The 14,811-nt window shown below is 68.5% G+C and carries 15 protein-coding genes; 12 read left to right on the top strand and 3 right to left on the bottom strand.

Annotation, left to right across the window (positions count from 1 at the left end; all coding sequences use genetic code 11):
- The first annotated feature begins 16 nt into the window (after positions 1 to 16).
- The 7 genes from mihF (at position 17) to ABW137_RS29150 (ending at position 5,801) form a co-directional block, all read left to right on the top strand.
- Positions 17 to 340 carry an integration host factor, actinobacterial type gene (mihF, locus tag ABW137_RS29180; protein ID WP_057165041.1) on the top strand — a complete coding sequence of 108 codons (324 nt, stop codon included), beginning with the start codon at positions 17 to 19 and terminating at the stop codon, positions 338 to 340.
- Between the two features lie 30 nt (positions 341 to 370).
- A complete protein-coding gene (gene gmk, locus ABW137_RS29175) occupies positions 371 to 958 on the top strand; it encodes a guanylate kinase (protein ID WP_526405277.1) in 588 nt (195 codons plus the stop codon).
- Between the two features lie 34 nt (positions 959 to 992).
- Positions 993 to 1,289 (top strand): DNA-directed RNA polymerase subunit omega, encoded by a 297-nt coding sequence (gene rpoZ / locus ABW137_RS29170; RefSeq protein ID WP_526405275.1) that lies wholly within the window; start codon positions 993 to 995, stop codon positions 1,287 to 1,289.
- A 61-nt stretch (positions 1,290 to 1,350) separates the two neighbouring features.
- Positions 1,351 to 2,610 (top strand): bifunctional phosphopantothenoylcysteine decarboxylase/phosphopantothenate--cysteine ligase CoaBC, encoded by a 1,260-nt coding sequence (gene coaBC, locus ABW137_RS29165; protein WP_526405273.1) that lies wholly within the window; start codon positions 1,351 to 1,353, stop codon positions 2,608 to 2,610.
- 112 nt (positions 2,611 to 2,722) lie between these two features.
- Positions 2,723 to 3,934 (top strand): methionine adenosyltransferase, encoded by a 1,212-nt coding sequence (metK, locus tag ABW137_RS29160; RefSeq protein ID WP_526405281.1) that lies wholly within the window; start codon positions 2,723 to 2,725, stop codon positions 3,932 to 3,934.
- Positions 3,935 to 3,990: 56 nt separating this feature from the next.
- Positions 3,991 to 5,004: an acetamidase/formamidase family protein gene (locus ABW137_RS29155; protein WP_526405271.1), complete on the top strand. Its 1,014-nt coding sequence runs from the start codon at positions 3,991 to 3,993 to the stop codon at positions 5,002 to 5,004.
- Between the two features lie 35 nt (positions 5,005 to 5,039).
- Positions 5,040 to 5,801 carry an SDR family NAD(P)-dependent oxidoreductase gene (locus tag ABW137_RS29150; protein WP_526405269.1) on the top strand — a complete coding sequence of 254 codons (762 nt, stop codon included), beginning with the start codon at positions 5,040 to 5,042 and terminating at the stop codon, positions 5,799 to 5,801.
- Between the two features lie 12 nt (positions 5,802 to 5,813).
- Here the strand turns inward: ABW137_RS29150 and ABW137_RS29145 are convergent, their stop codons facing one another.
- The 3 genes from ABW137_RS29145 to ABW137_RS29135 form a co-directional block, all read right to left on the bottom strand.
- Entirely contained in the window at positions 5,814 to 7,304 is a 1,491-nt protein-coding gene (locus ABW137_RS29145) for a flavin-containing monooxygenase (RefSeq protein WP_526405267.1), read from the bottom strand.
- Positions 7,305 to 7,381: 77 nt separating this feature from the next.
- Positions 7,382 to 7,774: a YdeI/OmpD-associated family protein gene (locus tag ABW137_RS29140; protein ID WP_526405265.1), complete on the bottom strand. Its 393-nt coding sequence runs from the start codon at positions 7,772 to 7,774 to the stop codon at positions 7,382 to 7,384.
- The gene (locus ABW137_RS29135; RefSeq protein ID WP_526405263.1) at positions 7,771 to 8,733 is read right to left on the bottom strand and encodes an alpha/beta hydrolase; all 963 of its coding nucleotides are present in this window, start codon (positions 8,731 to 8,733) and stop codon (positions 7,771 to 7,773) included. Before ABW137_RS29135 ends, ABW137_RS29140 begins: the two co-directional genes overlap by 4 nt.
- Here ABW137_RS29135 and ABW137_RS29130 point away from each other — a divergent pair.
- From ABW137_RS29130 to fmt, 5 genes are read left to right on the top strand one after another with little or no spacing between them, the layout of a single operon-like run.
- On the top strand, positions 8,732 to 9,478 hold the full coding sequence (locus ABW137_RS29130) for a lysoplasmalogenase family protein (protein WP_526405261.1): 747 nt from the start codon (positions 8,732 to 8,734) through the stop codon (positions 9,476 to 9,478). The genes ABW137_RS29135 and ABW137_RS29130 overlap by 2 nt on opposite strands.
- Before the next feature lie 50 nt (positions 9,479 to 9,528).
- A complete protein-coding gene (locus ABW137_RS29125) occupies positions 9,529 to 11,475 on the top strand; it encodes a primosomal protein N' (protein WP_526405279.1) in 1,947 nt (648 codons plus the stop codon).
- Between the two features lie 26 nt (positions 11,476 to 11,501).
- Positions 11,502 to 13,307: a DUF2207 family protein gene (locus tag ABW137_RS29120; RefSeq protein ID WP_526405259.1), complete on the top strand. Its 1,806-nt coding sequence runs from the start codon at positions 11,502 to 11,504 to the stop codon at positions 13,305 to 13,307.
- Entirely contained in the window at positions 13,301 to 13,837 is a 537-nt protein-coding gene (locus tag ABW137_RS29115; protein WP_526405257.1) for a LemA family protein, read from the top strand. Before ABW137_RS29120 ends, ABW137_RS29115 begins: the two co-directional genes overlap by 7 nt.
- 2 nt (positions 13,838 to 13,839) lie before the next feature.
- Complete coding sequence (gene fmt / locus ABW137_RS29110; protein WP_526405255.1) at positions 13,840 to 14,766, top strand: methionyl-tRNA formyltransferase; 927 nt, start codon at positions 13,840 to 13,842, stop codon at positions 14,764 to 14,766.
- Positions 14,767 to 14,811: the final 45 nt, after the last annotated feature.

The raw sequence follows: 14,811 nt of genomic DNA, 5'->3' as shown, positions 1-14,811 counted from the left end.
AGAGACGGAGGAACCCGTGGCCCTTCCCCAGTTGACCGACGAACAGCGCGCGGCAGCGTTGGAGAAGGCTGCTGCCGCACGTCGAGCGCGAGCTGAATTGAAGGATCGACTCAAGCGCGGCGGCACCAACCTCAAGCAGGTCCTCAAGGACGCCGAGAGCGACGAGGTCTTGGGCAAGATGAAGGTCTCAGCGCTTCTCGAGGCATTGCCGAAGGTCGGCAAGGTCAAGGCGCAGGAGATCATGACCGAGCTGGAGATCGCACCGACCCGCCGTCTGCGCGGACTGGGTGATCGTCAGCGCAAGGCCCTGCTGGAAAAGTTCGACTTCACGGCAGATTAGTGCCGGCGGGGGACCGGACGGCGGATAGCGATGAGTCGAATTGTCGTGCTGTCCGGTCCATCTGCCGTCGGCAAGTCGACCGTGGTGCGTTGCCTGCGCGACCGAGTGCCCAACCTGTACTTCAGCGTTTCGGCAACCACCAGGGCGCCCCGCCCCGGCGAGGTGGACGGCGTTGACTATTCGTTCGTCTCGGCGGAGGAGTTTCAACGGCTGATCGACGACGGTGCGCTCCTCGAATGGGCGGAGATCCACCGCGGTCTGCACCGCTCCGGCACCCCGGCCGACCCGGTCAGGGCGGCCGCGCGCGCTGGACTGCCGGTCCTCATCGAGGTCGATCTGGCAGGCGCCCAGTCCGTGAAGGCCGCCATTCCCGAGGCAGTGACGGTGTTCCTCGCGCCTCCCAGCTGGGAGGCGTTGGAGGCCCGCCTCGTCGGTCGCGGCACCGAGACGGCCGAGGTGAGAGCCCGTCGGCTGGCCACCGCACGCGACGAGCTGGCTGCCAAGGATCACTTCGACGTGGTCGTCGTCAACGGCCAATTGGAATTCGCCTGCTCAGAATTGGTATCCTTGCTGGTGGCCGATTCGCCGGATGCGGCGCGGACCGATAAGAGCAGCTAGCTAGCCCTCAAGAAAAACGCCAGGAGACTACTTCGTGACCATCCCTGTCGAGAGCCCCGACTCCGACGCCGCCAACGCCTACGACACGCCGCTGGGCATCACCAACCCGCCGATCGACGAGTTGCTGTCCCGCGCCTCCAGCAAGTACGCGCTGGTGATCTACGCCGCCAAGCGCGCCCGCCAGATCAACGATTACTACAACCAGCTTGGCGACGGCATTCTGGAGTACGTCGGCCCACTGGTTGAGCCGGGTCTGCAGGAGAAGCCGCTGTCGATCGCGATGCGCGAGATTCACGGCGACCTCCTCGAGCACTCCGAAGGCGAAGGCTAAGCCCGCCTAGGGTGCAGGTCGAGGTCGGGGCAGCGATGCGTCTCTCGGGCGACGAGCACACGTGAGCGAGCGCAAGCGGGTGGTCGTGGGCGTTGCGGGCGGCATCGCGGCCTACAAGGCGTGCACGGTGGTCCGCCAGCTCGCCGAAGCGGGCCATTCGGTTCGGGTCGTACCCACCGAGTCGGCCTTGCGGTTCGTTGGTGCAGCGACGTTCGAGGCGCTGTCCGGTCAGCCGGTCCGGACTGGGGTCTTCGAGGACGTCGACGAGGTACCCCACGTCCGCATCGGACAGGAAGCCGACCTCCTGGTCGTCGCTCCCGCCACCGCGGACCTGCTGGCACGTGCCGTTGCGGGACGCGCCGACGACCTGTTGACCGCGACCCTGCTGACCGCGCGATGTCCGGTCCTGTTCGCGCCCGCGATGCACACCGAGATGTGGCTGCACCCCGCAACGGTGGCCAACGTCGAAACGCTTCGCCGCCGCGGCAACATCGTGCTCGAACCGGCATCGGGACGCCTCACGGGATCCGATAGCGGCGCGGGCCGGCTACCCGAGCCGGAGGAGATCACCACCTTCGCGCAGCTGCTTCTGGACCGGCCCGATGCGCTGCCCTACGACCTCGCAGGGGTGAAGGTCCTCGTCACGGCCGGTGGGACGCGTGAACCACTCGACCCGGTGCGCTTCATCGGCAACCGCAGTTCCGGCAAGCAGGGCTACGCCATGGCGCGCGTCGCCGCGCAGCGCGGCGCCGAGGTCACCCTGATTGCCGGAAACACCGCCGGTCTCGTCGACCCCGCAGGCGTCGAGGTCGTGCACATCGGATCGGCCAGCCAGCTCCAGGACGCGGTGTCCAAGCACGCCCCCGCCGCCCACGTGCTGGTGATGGCCGCCGCCGTCGCCGACTTCCGGCCCACCCACGTCGCCACCAGCAAGATCAAGAAGTCCCAAGAGCCCGGCGCCGAGAACAGCGCGCCCGTCATCGAACTGACCCGCACGGACGACGTGCTCGCCGGTGCGGTCCGGGCGCGGCTGGACGGCCAGCTGCCCAAGATGCGCGCCATCATCGGATTCGCCGCCGAGACGGGCGACGCCAACGGCGACGTGCTCTTCCACGCGCGCGCGAAATTGCAGCGCAAGGGCTGCGACCTGTTGGTCGTGAACGCAGTCGGCGACGGGCGGGCGTTCGAGGTCGACAACAACGACGGCTGGCTGCTGGCGGCGGACGGCAACGACGTCGCACTGGAGCACGGTTCGAAGACTTTGATGTCGAGCCGTATCGTCGACGCGATCGTGGCGTTCCTCGGAAACCGCGGCGGGTGACGGGCACCACCGCAAGACACTGCGCATAAGTGTTGCGCACGCAGCCGACAGACGCTTGGCTGCGACAGGGCATCAATATGATTTGCTTGACTAAGCTTTTGGAAGGGATGACATCGTGAGCAAAGGTCGGCTGTTTACCAGTGAATCGGTGACAGAGGGACACCCCGACAAGATCTGCGACGCCATCAGTGACTCGGTGCTCGATGCGCTTCTCGCGCAGGACCCCAAGTCCCGCGTGGCCGTCGAGACGCTGGTGACCACCGGTCAGGTGCACGTCGTCGGCGAGGTGACCACCCTGGCCAAGGAAGCGTTCGCCGACATCCCAAAGACCGTGCGCTCGCGCATCCTGGACATCGGCTACGACTCGTCTGAGAAGGGCTTCGACGGGGAGACCTGCGGCGTCAACATCGGCATTGGTGCCCAGTCACCCGACATCGCCCAAGGCGTGGATACCGCGCACGAGGCGCGTGTCGAGGGTGCGGGCGATCCGCTGGACGCCCAGGGCGCCGGTGACCAGGGCCTGATGTTCGGGTACGCCATCAAGGACACTCCCGAGCTGATGCCGCTCCCCATCGCGCTGGCTCACCGGCTCGCGCGCCGACTGACCGAGGTGCGCAAGAACGGCGTGCTCGGCTACCTGCGGCCCGACGGCAAGACTCAGGTCACCGTGCAGTACGACGGCACCACCCCGGTCCGCCTCGACACCGTCGTGCTCTCGACGCAGCACGCCGACGGCATCGACCTCGACGGCACCCTGACCCCGGACATCCGGGAGAAGGTCGTCAACACCGTGCTCGGCGACCTCGCGCACGAAACCATGGACACCTCCGACTTCCGGCTACTGGTCAATCCGACCGGCAAGTTCGTGCTCGGCGGGCCCATGGGTGACGCCGGCCTGACGGGCCGCAAGATCATCGTCGACACCTACGGTGGCTGGGCCCGCCACGGCGGCGGCGCCTTCTCCGGCAAGGATCCGTCAAAGGTCGACCGTTCTGCCGCGTACGCGATGCGCTGGGTGGCCAAGAACGTGGTCGCAGCGGGCCTCGCGGAGCGCATCGAGGTCCAGGTGGCCTACGCGATCGGCAAGGCGGCCCCCGTCGGGTTGTTCGTGGAGACCTTCGGCAGCGAGACCGTCGACCCCGCACGCATCGAGAAGGCCATCTCGTCGGTGTTCGACCTGCGCCCCGGCGCGATCGTCCGCGACCTCGACCTGCTGCGTCCGATCTACGCGCCGACGGCCGCGTACGGTCACTTCGGTCGCACCGACGTCGACCTGCCGTGGGAGCGCCTCGACAAGGTCGACGACCTCAAGGCCTCCGTCTAACGGCAGGCGGTCGATTCGCATCGCGGTCGGCGGGCGCTTCCACCAGGATGGGGGCCATGGAACACGTGACCTTCATCCCGACGGTCGACCAGCTGGCCTATACCTTCGGTGGCGCCCCCGCGGTAATGCGAATCAAACCGGGCACGGCCCTGACGCTGTGGACCGAGGATGCCTACGGCGGCCGCATCACCAGTAGGGACGACGTCGCCAGCACCGCGTTGAACACCGAGGACCTCAACCCGCAGACCGGTCCGTTCTGGATCGAGGGCGCCCAGCCCGGTGACACGCTGGTCGTTCACCTGGTCGACCTGACGCCGGCGCGGACCTGGGGCGCCTCGACGCTGATCCCGTTCTTCGGTGGCCTGACCAGCGTTCCCGTCAGCCCGACGCTGCAGGCGGCGCTGCCGGAGCGTACCTACGTCTACGACTACGACGCAGGCACGGAAACGCTGGGCTTCTCGGCCCTGGCCAGCGATTTTCAGGTGCGCCTGCCCGCCAATCCGATGCTCGGCACGGTCGGCGTCGCGCCCGCCCGGCGGGAGGTCCGCACCTCGCTGGTGCCGGACTACTTCGGCGGGAACATGGACAGCCCCGAAATGGCGGCGGGCGCAACGTGTTACCTGCGGGTCAACGTCGAGGGTGCGCTGTTCTCGCTCGGCGACGGGCACTATCGGCAGGGGGAAGGCGAATCCTGCGGGACGGCGGTCGAGGGCGCCATGAACGTCACGGCGATCGTCGAATTGATCAAGGGTGGCGGACCGGCGTGGCCAAGGCTGGAGAACGACACCCATCTGATGTGCATCGGCTCCGGTCGGCCGCTCGAAGAAGCTTGGCGCGCAAGCCAGGTGGAGATGATCGGCTGGCTCGGCGAACTCTTCGGCCTCGACCCGCTCGACGCCTACCAGCTGCTGACCCAGATCTCGCAGGTGCCCATCGCCAACGTGGTCGACACCAATTACAGTGCCGTCACCAAGATCGACAAGCGGCTGTTGCCCCCGGCACCGGCCTACGGCGGCATGCACGACGAAATGCGAAGCTCGGCACGAACTCTCGGCACCATCACATACTGATCGATCGACCAGGCTGACGACGTAGTGGAGGCATAGTGGAACTCGGGTTGACGGGCAAGCGATTCCTGGTGACGGGAGGGACCCGCGGCATCGGCCGCGCGGTGGTCGACGGATTGCTCGCCGAGGGCGCTGCGGTGGCGTACTGCGCCAGGACCGGCGACGCCGTCGCCGCCGCGGAGAACGAACTCAAGGCCGCCGGCGCCACGGCGATCGGCTCCGCCGTCGACGTGGGAGATGGCGCGGCGCTGCAGAAGTGGGTCGAGGACAGTGCAAAGGCACTCGGCGGCATCGACGGCGTCGTGGCCAACGTCAGCGCCCTTGCCATTCCCGAGAGTCAGGAGAACTGGCGGGCCAGCTTCGACGTCGACCTGATGGGCACCGTAGGTCTCGTCGAAGCCGCCCTACCTCACCTGCTGGAGAGCGGGTCGGGATCCATCGTCACGATCTCTAGTGTGTCGGGTCGCGAGATCGACTTCGCCTCGGGGCCGTACGGCACGATGAAGGCCGCGATCATCCACTACACCCAGGGCGTGGCGTTCAACCTCGCGAGCAGGGGAGTGCGGGCCAACACGGTCAGTCCCGGCAACACCTACTTCCCCGGCGGGGTGTGGCCGTCGATCGAGGAGAACGACCCCGAACTGTTCAAGACCGCACTCGACCTGAACCCGACGGGTCGGATGGCGACACCGCAGGAGGTCGCCAATGCCGTTGTCTTCCTTAGTAGCTCGGCAGCGAGCTTCATCACGGGCACCAACCTGGTGGTCGACGGCGCCCTGACCAGAGGGGTGCAGTTCTGAGCCATTACAGAGCTATCCGGTGAATTCGTAGTCGTCGAGGGGGAACCGCCGACTCCGCCACTGCGCCTCCAGCGTCGTGGTGGGCCGCAACGGCACGTCGCCGTTCTGGTCGAAGTAGTAACTGTTGGCCAGGCTGCAACTGTCCTGCCAGAAGATCTGGCGGTGCCTCTTGCGCATCATCTCGGCGAAGAAGCGGTCGTTGGCTGCCTGGGACACCTCGACGCGGGTCGCCTTCGACTCGGAAGCCCTCTTGATGCACCGCAGGATGTGGTGGGTCTGTGTCTCGATCAGCGCGAAGAACGACGAACCGACGTAGCCATACGGCCCCATCACGTTGAAGAAGTTCGGGAAGCCGGGGATGCTCACGCCCTCGTAGGCCTGCAGTCGGCGCTCGGTCCAGAAACGGCTCAGCGTCTGGCCCTTCAAGCCCGTGACCGTGAAGGTCGGCAGGTTGTCGACGTCCATCACCTTGAAGCCGGTCGCGAGGATCAACACGTCGGCGTCGCGGATGGAGCCATCAGTGGTGGCGACACCGGAGCCGGTCACCCCGGCGATGGGCTCGGTCACCAGTTCGACGTTGTCGCGGTTGTACGTCGACAGGTAGGTGTTGTGAAACCCCGGGCGCTTGCAGCCGACGGCGTAGCGCGGCGTCAGCTTGTCCCGCACCACGGGGTCGCGTACCTCACGCTTGAGGTACGCCCTTCCCATCTTCTCGGCGCGCTTGGCCAGCGGGAACACGGTGTAGTACTGCGCGGAGATGGTGAAGGTCAACTCGACGTAGGCCTGGCTGAGCACGCGCTGGATCACCTTGCCGCCGGGGAGGTGCATCAGCCGCCGCGCGGGTGCAGGCAGGGGTACGTCCAGCTTCGGCAGGCACCAGATCGGGGTCCGCTGAAACACCGTCAACCGCTCCACGATCGGGGCGATCTCGGGGATCACCTGGACCGCCGAGGCGCCCGTCCCGATGATCGCGACCCGCTTGCCCGCCAAGTCCTGCGAGTGGTCCCACCGCGCCGTGTGCATGGTGACCCCGGCGAAGCCGTCGACGCCGTCGATGTCGGGAAGGTTGGGCACCGTCAGGGGGCCGGTGCAGTTGACGAGGAATCGCGCCGTCAACGACTCACCGGTGTTCAAGTCGATCCGCCACCGATTCTCGTCGGCGTCGAAGCTTGCCGCGACCACCGCGGTGGCGAACCGGATCCTGCGCCGCAGACCGTACTTGTCGACGCACCGCTCGGCGTAGTCCTTGAGCTCGCGACCCGGCGCGTAGGTGCGGGACCAGTCGGCGCTCTGCTCGAACGAAAACTGATACGAGAATGACGGAATGTCCACGGCGATACCGGGATAGGTGTTCCAGTACCAGGTGCCGCCGGGTTGCTCACCCGCCTCGACGATCAGGTAGTCGCCAAGGCCGGCCTTGTCGAGCTGGATCGCCGTGCCGATGCCGGAGAAGCCGGCTCCGACGATCAGCGTGTGAAAGGCCGGCTGTTGCTCGGATGCCACGTCCTACCCCCCGATTCAACCGCTCACTGCGACCAAAGGTACGCCTCGGCGCGGGTATCCGGTACCACGGGTACCGTCTAGGACGGCCACCTGCCGTCGGCCTTGGCGGCCTCGACCTGGCGCAGCCCCGGCTCGCGCATCCGGCCCGCGTCGATGAGCCGTTGCACCCGTTCGACGTTCGACTTCGACCAGGCGCTCTTGGGCTTGCGCGGACTGAACCGCTGAATCCGCGATACCTCGTCGTGGCCACGGGCCAGGCTGTCGATCCAGCCGAAGCACAGCGCGATCTCCACCGAGTCGTTGTAGGACAGCGGGACGCTGCCCGGCGCACCCCCGGTCGCTTCGCTCCTGCCCCAGGATGCCTTGTTGAACAGCCGCACCCAGATCTCGGTCGCGGTGTCGTGGTTGCCCTCCAGCCAGGCCTCCCACTCCCGAGGGGAGCGGACGTCTAGCACGACGCGCTCGGTCATCGCGCCGGGTGCAGCGCAGCCTTGAGCGCCGCCAAGGCGCGGTGAACGGCATCGGTCGCCGCCGGCACGACGCCGTCGAAGCCGAGGTAGCCGTGCACCAGGCCCGTCGCGTCGTGCACTTCGACGGGCACCCCCGCAGCGGCCAGCAGGTCGCCGTAGTTCTTGCCGTCGTCGCGCAGTGGGTCATGGCCCGCGACGGCGACGTAGGCGGGTGGCAACCCCGCGAACGACGCGGCGCGCGCAGGAACCAGAGTCGCGGGCGGGTCCTTCATGTCCGCGGCGCCGATGTACAACCGGGAGTGTCCCGACGCCCCTTCCGCGGTCAGGATCGGCGCGTCGGCGTTCTCGGCGAACGACGGCAGCGTCGGGTCCAAGGCCGTCGCCGGGTACCACAGCAACTGGAACCGGATCTTCGGCCGACCGGCGTCGCGCGCCAGGAGTGTCATGACCGCCGCCAGGTTGCCGCCGGCCGAATCACCGGCCACCGCAAGGCGATCCGGATCTGCACCCAGTTCTGCGGCGTGGGTGGCCACCCACTGGGTGGCCGCCCACACGTCATCGACCGCAGCGGGGTAGGGGTGTTCGGGGGCGAGCCGATAATCCACCGACACGACGAGGGCATCGGCCCCCACCGCATGCTGACGGCCCGCGTTGTCATAGGTGTCGAGGTCGCCGACGACCCACCCGCCACCGTGGATGAACACCACGACGGGCAGGGGGTCTTCACCCGCGTCGAGTGGCCAGTACAACCGAATTGGGATCGGCCCAGCTGGTCCGTCGATCGTCCGGTCCTCGGTCTTGACCTCCGGGTGCAGCGGAAATCGAGGAAGGTCACGGAACCTTTGCCTGCTGGCCTCCGCGCCGCCGTCGGTCGTCAACTGGAACGGAGCGGCTTCCAGTACCTTCTCCAGGATGGGATCGAGCGGTGAACGGCTGGCGGGAGCCTCGTCGGCGGACATGGAGACACCGTACGCACCGCGACGCATCCAACTGCTCTGGGCTGCCGCCGCCGTCGTCGGCGCGGGCTACGGCCTGTTCCTCGTCGGCACGGCGGTCGGACTCCCCGCGGGGGCCGAGCTCACGGGCCGGTTCTCGCTGCAACCCGTCGTCAAGGCGCTGACCGCGGTGGTGCTCGCCGTCGCCGCCCTCGGGCATCGGGTTGCAAGGGAGCGCCGGTGGCTGGTCGGCGCCCTGGTGTTCTCCGCGGCGGGTGACTACCTGCTCGCAATGCCCTGGTGGGCTCCGTCGTTCGTGCTCGGCCTCGGCGCCTTCCTCATCGCTCACCTCTGCTTCCTCGCCGCGCTGCTCCCGCTCGCCACCAAGTCGGCTCCGCGATTCGCCGCCGCATTGGCGATGGCCGTGGCATGCGTGGCGTTGTTGGTGTGGTTCTGGCCCCATCTGATCGCCGAGGGCATGGCGGTTCCGGTCACGCTGTACATCGCTGTGCTCGGCGCGATGGTGTGCGCCGCCCTGGTGGCCGACCTGCCGACCCCCTGGACCGCGCTGGGTGCGGTCTGCTTCGCGGTGTCGGACGGGATGATCGGGATCGGCAAGTTCGTCCTGCGGTCCGAGGTCCTCGCCGTGCCGATCTGGTGGGCGTACGCGTTGTCGCTGCTGTTGATCACCGCAGGGTTCTTCTTCGGGCGGGGTCGCCCTTCGTCGACGAAGGGCACGTCGGAACGCTCTGCTACACCAGCCGGGTGAGCAAGTCCGCGCAGGCCGCCGAGCACGAGCCGATCGCTCGGGTGCTGCCGATGCTGACGGTGCCTCACCTCGACCGCGAATTCGACTACTTGGTGCGCGCCGAGCAATCCGACGACGCGCAACCCGGCGTCCGCGTGAAGGTCCGCTTCCACGGCCGACTCGTCGACGCCTTCGTCCTCGAAAGGCGTTCGGACACCGACCACGTCGGAAAACTGGGCTGGCTGGACCGGGTGGTCTCCAGTGAACGGGTGCTGACCCCCGACGTCCGTCGCCTCGTCGACGCCGTCGCCGCCCGGTACGCGGGCACCAGGGCAGACGTGCTGCGACTCGCGGTGCCGCCGAGGCACGCCACCGTCGAGAAACAAGCACCCCCCGAGCTGCCTCAAGCCACTGCGAGGCCGGTCGACCCGACGGAGTGGGCCGGATACGCCCGCGGGGAGCAGTACCTCGACGCACTCGCTGAGGGCCGCGCCGCGCGCGCCGTCTGGCAGGCGCTTCCTGGGGAGTCCTGGCCGGACCGACTCGCCGAGGCCGCCGCCGTCGTCGTCGCCTCCGGCCGTTCGGCGCTCGCCGTGGTCCCCGATCAGCGCGACGTCGACGCCCTGCACGAAGCTGCGCTACGCCACGTCGACGAGGCGGCCGTTGTCGCGCTGTCCGCCGGGCTTGGCCCGTCCCAGCGGTATCGCCGGTGGCTGTCGGTGCTGCGCGGGCAGGCCAGGTTCGTGATCGGCACGCGCAGCGCGGTGTTCGCGCCGGTGGCCGATCTCGGCCTGGTGATCGTGTGGGACGACGGCGACGACACGCTCGCCGAACCGCGCGCCCCCTACCCACACGCCCGTGAGATCGCGATGCTTCGCGCGCATCAACTCAGGTGCGCCTGCCTGATCGGCGGCTACGCCAGGACCGCCGAGGCGCAGGCGCTGGTGGCCAGCAAGTGGGCCCACGACCTGGTGGCGACGCGGCCGGTGGTGCGCACCCGGACCCCGCGCGTCATCGCGCTCGACGACAGCGGATTCACCCAGGAGCGGGACGCCGCCTCCCACACCGCGCGGCTGCCCACGATGGCGCTCGACGCGGCCCGAGTCGCGCTGAGGTCGGACCGCCCGGTTCTGGTACAGGTGCCGCGGCGGGGTTACGTTCCCGCGCTGGCGTGCGGCAAGTGCCGCGCGATCGCCCGATGCAGGCACTGCACCGGCCCGATGTCGTTGCCGGATCGGGACGCGTCGGGCGCGGTGTGCCGGTGGTGTGGCCGCACCGAGGCCGCATTGCGTTGCGCGCGTTGCGGTTCGGACACGGTGCGAGCGGTCGTCGTCGGCGCGCGCCGCACCGCCGAGGAACTCGGCCGGGCCTTCCCAGGCACCACGGTGATCACCTCAGGAGGGGACGCAATGGTGTCGGGTGTGCCCGCCGCGCCCGCTCTCGTCGTAGCCACCCCAGGCGCCGAACCCCCGGCCGACGGCGGTTACGGGGCCGCCCTACTGCTGGACGGCTGGGCGCTTCTCGGCAGGCAGGACCTGAGGGCCTCGGAGGATGCACTGCGTCGGTGGATGGCGGCTGCAGCGCTGGTTCGGCACCGCGGCGACGGTGGGGTGGTGGCCGTCGTGGCGGAGTCGGCGATTCCCACCGTGCAGGCCCTGATCCGGTGGGACCCCGTCGGGCACGCCGAATCCGAGCTGGCCGAGCGGGCCGAGGTCGGACTGCCGCCCGCCGTACACATGGCCGCCGTGGACGGCGACCCGGTGGCGGTGACGGCTCTGCTGGCCGCCGCCGAGTTACCCGACGGTGCGACCGTGCTGGGTCCGGTGGACCTGCCCCCCGGGGCTCGCCGACCACCGGGTACCGAACCCGACGACACGGTGAACCGCATGCTCGTGAGGGTGCCACGCGACGGCGGCCTCGGCCTCGCCTCGGCGCTGCGCCGCGCGACCACGGTGTTCAGTGCCCGCCACGACCAGCCGCCCGTTCGTGTGCAGATCGACCCGTTGCACATAGGGTGAGTCGAACTCATCGGGGCGGAGGTGGCGTGAAGCGGGTTTTCGGATGGCTGATCCTGTTGGCCCTCATCGCCGTTGGACTGCTGTGGCCGGTGCTGTTCGGGGGTCCGTCCAATCCGGGGCCGGTCGAGGATCCCGTCGTGATCACCGACTATCGAGCCGACTACACGGTCAGCGCCGATGGCACGCTCGATGCCGTCGAGACCATCGAAGGCCTGTTCCCGTCCGGTCGACACGGCATCTTCCGCTACTGGGACGTCGCCAACCAGAACAGCCCGTCGGTGCGGCAGCAGCCCGAGATCACGTCGATCCTGCTCGACGGCCAACCCGTGCCGTACGACATGCTGTGGGAATCCGGGGGCCGCTTCCGGGTCGCCAAGATCGGCGACCCCGACAGCACCCTGTCGTACGGCACGCACACCTACGAGCTGCGGTACACGATCCGCGGCGTCCTGGACCCCGGCAGCACCGGCGCAGGCCAGCGCTTCGCCAGCACCTTCGGTGACCCACAGTCGACGTCCACCTTCTACTGGAACGTCATCGCCCCGTCGTGGAACAACGAGATAGATCGGGTGACCGTTCGCGCCACCCTGCCCGCCGACGTGCCGGGCGCCGAGTGCTCGGTCGGGTTCGGCGAGGGACGAGCCTGCGAGGGACTGACGGTGACCGGCAACGTGGTGGAACTGACGGCGCAGAACCTTGCCCCGCGCACGCCGGTCACCTTGCGGGCCGCGGTCGACGTCCCGACACCAGCGCGCGCCGAGCTGCCGTGGTCCCAACGGTGGGATCGCGTGCTCGGCACGTCGACGACGGCCATCGGATGGGTGATCGGGCTGACGGTCCTCGGCGCGCTGGCAGCGTTCCTCTGGTACCGCACCACGGTCGAACCCGACCCCGGCTTTCCCGTGCAGTATGGCCCGCCCACGGGTCTTGGGCCCGTCCAGACCGAGTACATCCGCACCGAGAGCATCCCGAAGAACGGCCTCACCGCGACCCTGTTCTACCTCGCCGAACGGGGGCTGATCTCGCTGCAGCAGATCAACGACGAGCAGTGGACCGTCCGAGGGTCGGCCCGCGCTCGGTGGGTTGACGTCGACCCGGTCAGCGTCGCCGTCGGCTCGGCTCTGAGGGTCATGACCGAGGGGTCCGAGTTCGAGGCCAAGAAGACCGCCAAGGCGGGCGAACGGCTCAACAAGGCCAAGACCGACATGAATGCCGCGGTCACGAAGTGGGCGTTGGACGGCGGGTTCGTAGTCAAACGCCGCAAGGAGCTGTGGGTGCGGGCGGCCAACGCGTCGGCTCTGATCCTGGCCGGGTGCGCCTTCTTCCGATGGGGATTCCCCGCCACCACCTGGGCGTTGCCCTTCGTGGCGTTCTTCCTGCTCTCCAGGCGGTCCTGGCACGACGGCGTCGGGTCTCGCCGCACCGCGGCCGGTCGCCAATTGTGGTCGCAGGCCGGTGGATTCCACCGCATGCTGTCCACCGACTCGGCCGAGACGCGGTTCGACTTCGCCGCGCGCAAGGATCTGTACACCGCCTATATCCCCTTTGCGATTGCCGCTGGATCGGCCGCGCTGTGGGCCAAGAAGTACCAGGATGCGACGGGAGCCATTGCTCCGCAACCGGATTGGTACCATTCCTCGTCGGTGACGACGGGAAGTGGTTTCAGCGGGTCAGGTGGCGAGCCGAATTTCGACAGCTTCGAATCGGCGTTGTCGTCGTCGATCGGCGCCTACACCGCGTCGCAGTCGTCATCCTCGTCCGGCAGCGGCGGTGGATCCAGTAGCGGCGGCGGTGGCGGTGGTGGCGGCGGAGGAGGTGGAGGTTCGTGGTGAGCGCATCGCTCGTCATCGTCCTAGTGATCGTGGTCGGGGTGCTCATCGCGATGGTGTTGGGCTACAACAAGATTCGGTCCGCCGACGTCCGCGTGTCGGAGGCGCTGGCTGGCATCGACGTCGAGCTGACCCGCCGGGCTGCTCTCATCCCCAGCCTGGTGCACACGGTGCAGACCTTCGCCACCCACGAGAAGGGCGTGCTGGAACACGTCACCGACGCCCGCGCGGCGCTGACCACGGCGACGACGGGTTCGTCGGTGGCGGAACGCAGCGCCGCCGAACGCGAGCTGGACAGCGCACTGCAACCCGTTCTGGCGCTTGGTCAGACCTACCCGCAGCTGAACTCGTCGAACAACTTCCTGAACCTGCAGGAAAACCTGGCCGACACCGAGAACAAGCTCGCGTTCGCCCGCCAGTACTACAACGATGCGGTGGCGACCTTGAACAAGACCGTCGCCACCATCCCGTGGATGTTCGTCGCGCCGATGACCGGCGTGTCCGAACGCGAGTACTACCAGATGCCGAGATAGCCGTGCGGATCATCTTTGCGGGCACCCCCGAACCAGCACTGCCGTCGCTGCGCGCGCTCATCGACTCGCCCCGGCACGACGTGATCGCGGTCCTGACCCGACCGGACGCTGCCTCCGGTCGACGGGGCCGTCCCGCGCCGTCACCGGTCGCCCAGCTGGCTCTCGACGCGGGACTCCCGCTGCTGCGACCACCGCGGCCCAACGACGCTGAATTCGTCAGAGAACTCCGCGATCTCGCACCCGACTGCTGCGCCGTCGTCGCCTACGGCGCGCTCCTGCGCGACGGGCTGCTGGGCGTACCGCCTCTCGGCTGGATCAATCTGCACTTCTCTCTGCTGCCCGCCTGGCGCGGCGCCGCGCCAGTACAGGCGGCCATCGCCGCGGGCGACGAGGTGACGGGTGCGACGACGTTCCGCATCGAGCCGAGCCTCGACTCGGGACCGGTGTTCGGGGTGGTGACCGAAACCGTGCGACCGACCGACACCGCGGGGGATCTGCTCGGCCGCCTGTCGATCTCGGGTGCGACGTTGTTGGAGCGGACCCTCGACGGTATCGCCGACGGCACGCTGACCGCGGTGCCGCAGCCCGACGACGGCGTGAGCGTGGCACCGAAGATCACGGTGGAGGAGGCACGGGTGCGCTGGGACCTGCCCGCCCAGGTGGTCGAACGCCGGATCCGGGCCGTGACGCCCAACCCGGGGGCGTGGACCATGATCGGAGATCTGCGGGTGAAGGTGGGACCCGTGACGGTGAGCGGTTATGAGCCGTTGCCCCCCAACGCCATTCGTGTCGACCGGGGTGGCGTCTACGTCGGCACCGCGTCGCGGCCGGTACTGCTGGGTGACATCCAGCCGCAGGGGAAGAAGCTCATGAAGGCCGCCGACTGGGCGCGTGGTGCACGACTGGACGAAACGGCGGAGGCTCGGTGAACGGTCCACGGGGAGACAACCCGCGCGGGAAGGGCCCGCGCGGCA

The sequence above is a fragment of the Mycobacterium sp. genome, assembly GCF_040509115.1.
In the GTDB taxonomy this organism is placed as follows: Bacteria; Actinomycetota; Actinomycetes; order Mycobacteriales; family Mycobacteriaceae; genus Mycobacterium.
The sequence above is the reverse complement of the archived record's forward strand: the minus strand, read 5'-3'. Positions and strand labels throughout refer to the sequence as shown.

Bases quoted from the DNA above. Each gene is read 5' to 3' on its own strand.
- gmk (WP_526405277.1), top strand. From the start codon at position 371: ATGAGTCGAATTGTCGTGCTGTCCGGTCCATCTGCCGTCGGCAAGTCG.
- ABW137_RS29140 (WP_526405265.1), bottom strand. From the start codon at position 7,774: ATGACCGAGCGCGTCGTGCTAGACGTCCGCTCCCCTCGGGAGTGGGAG.
- ABW137_RS29135 (WP_526405263.1), bottom strand. From the start codon at position 8,733: ATGTCCGCCGACGAGGCTCCCGCCAGCCGTTCACCGCTCGATCCCATC.
- ABW137_RS29130 (WP_526405261.1), top strand. From the start codon at position 8,732: ATGGAGACACCGTACGCACCGCGACGCATCCAACTGCTCTGGGCTGCC.
- ABW137_RS29155 (WP_526405271.1), top strand. From the start codon at position 3,991: ATGGAACACGTGACCTTCATCCCGACGGTCGACCAGCTGGCCTATACC.
- ABW137_RS29125 (WP_526405279.1), top strand. From the start codon at position 9,529: ATGCTGACGGTGCCTCACCTCGACCGCGAATTCGACTACTTGGTGCGC.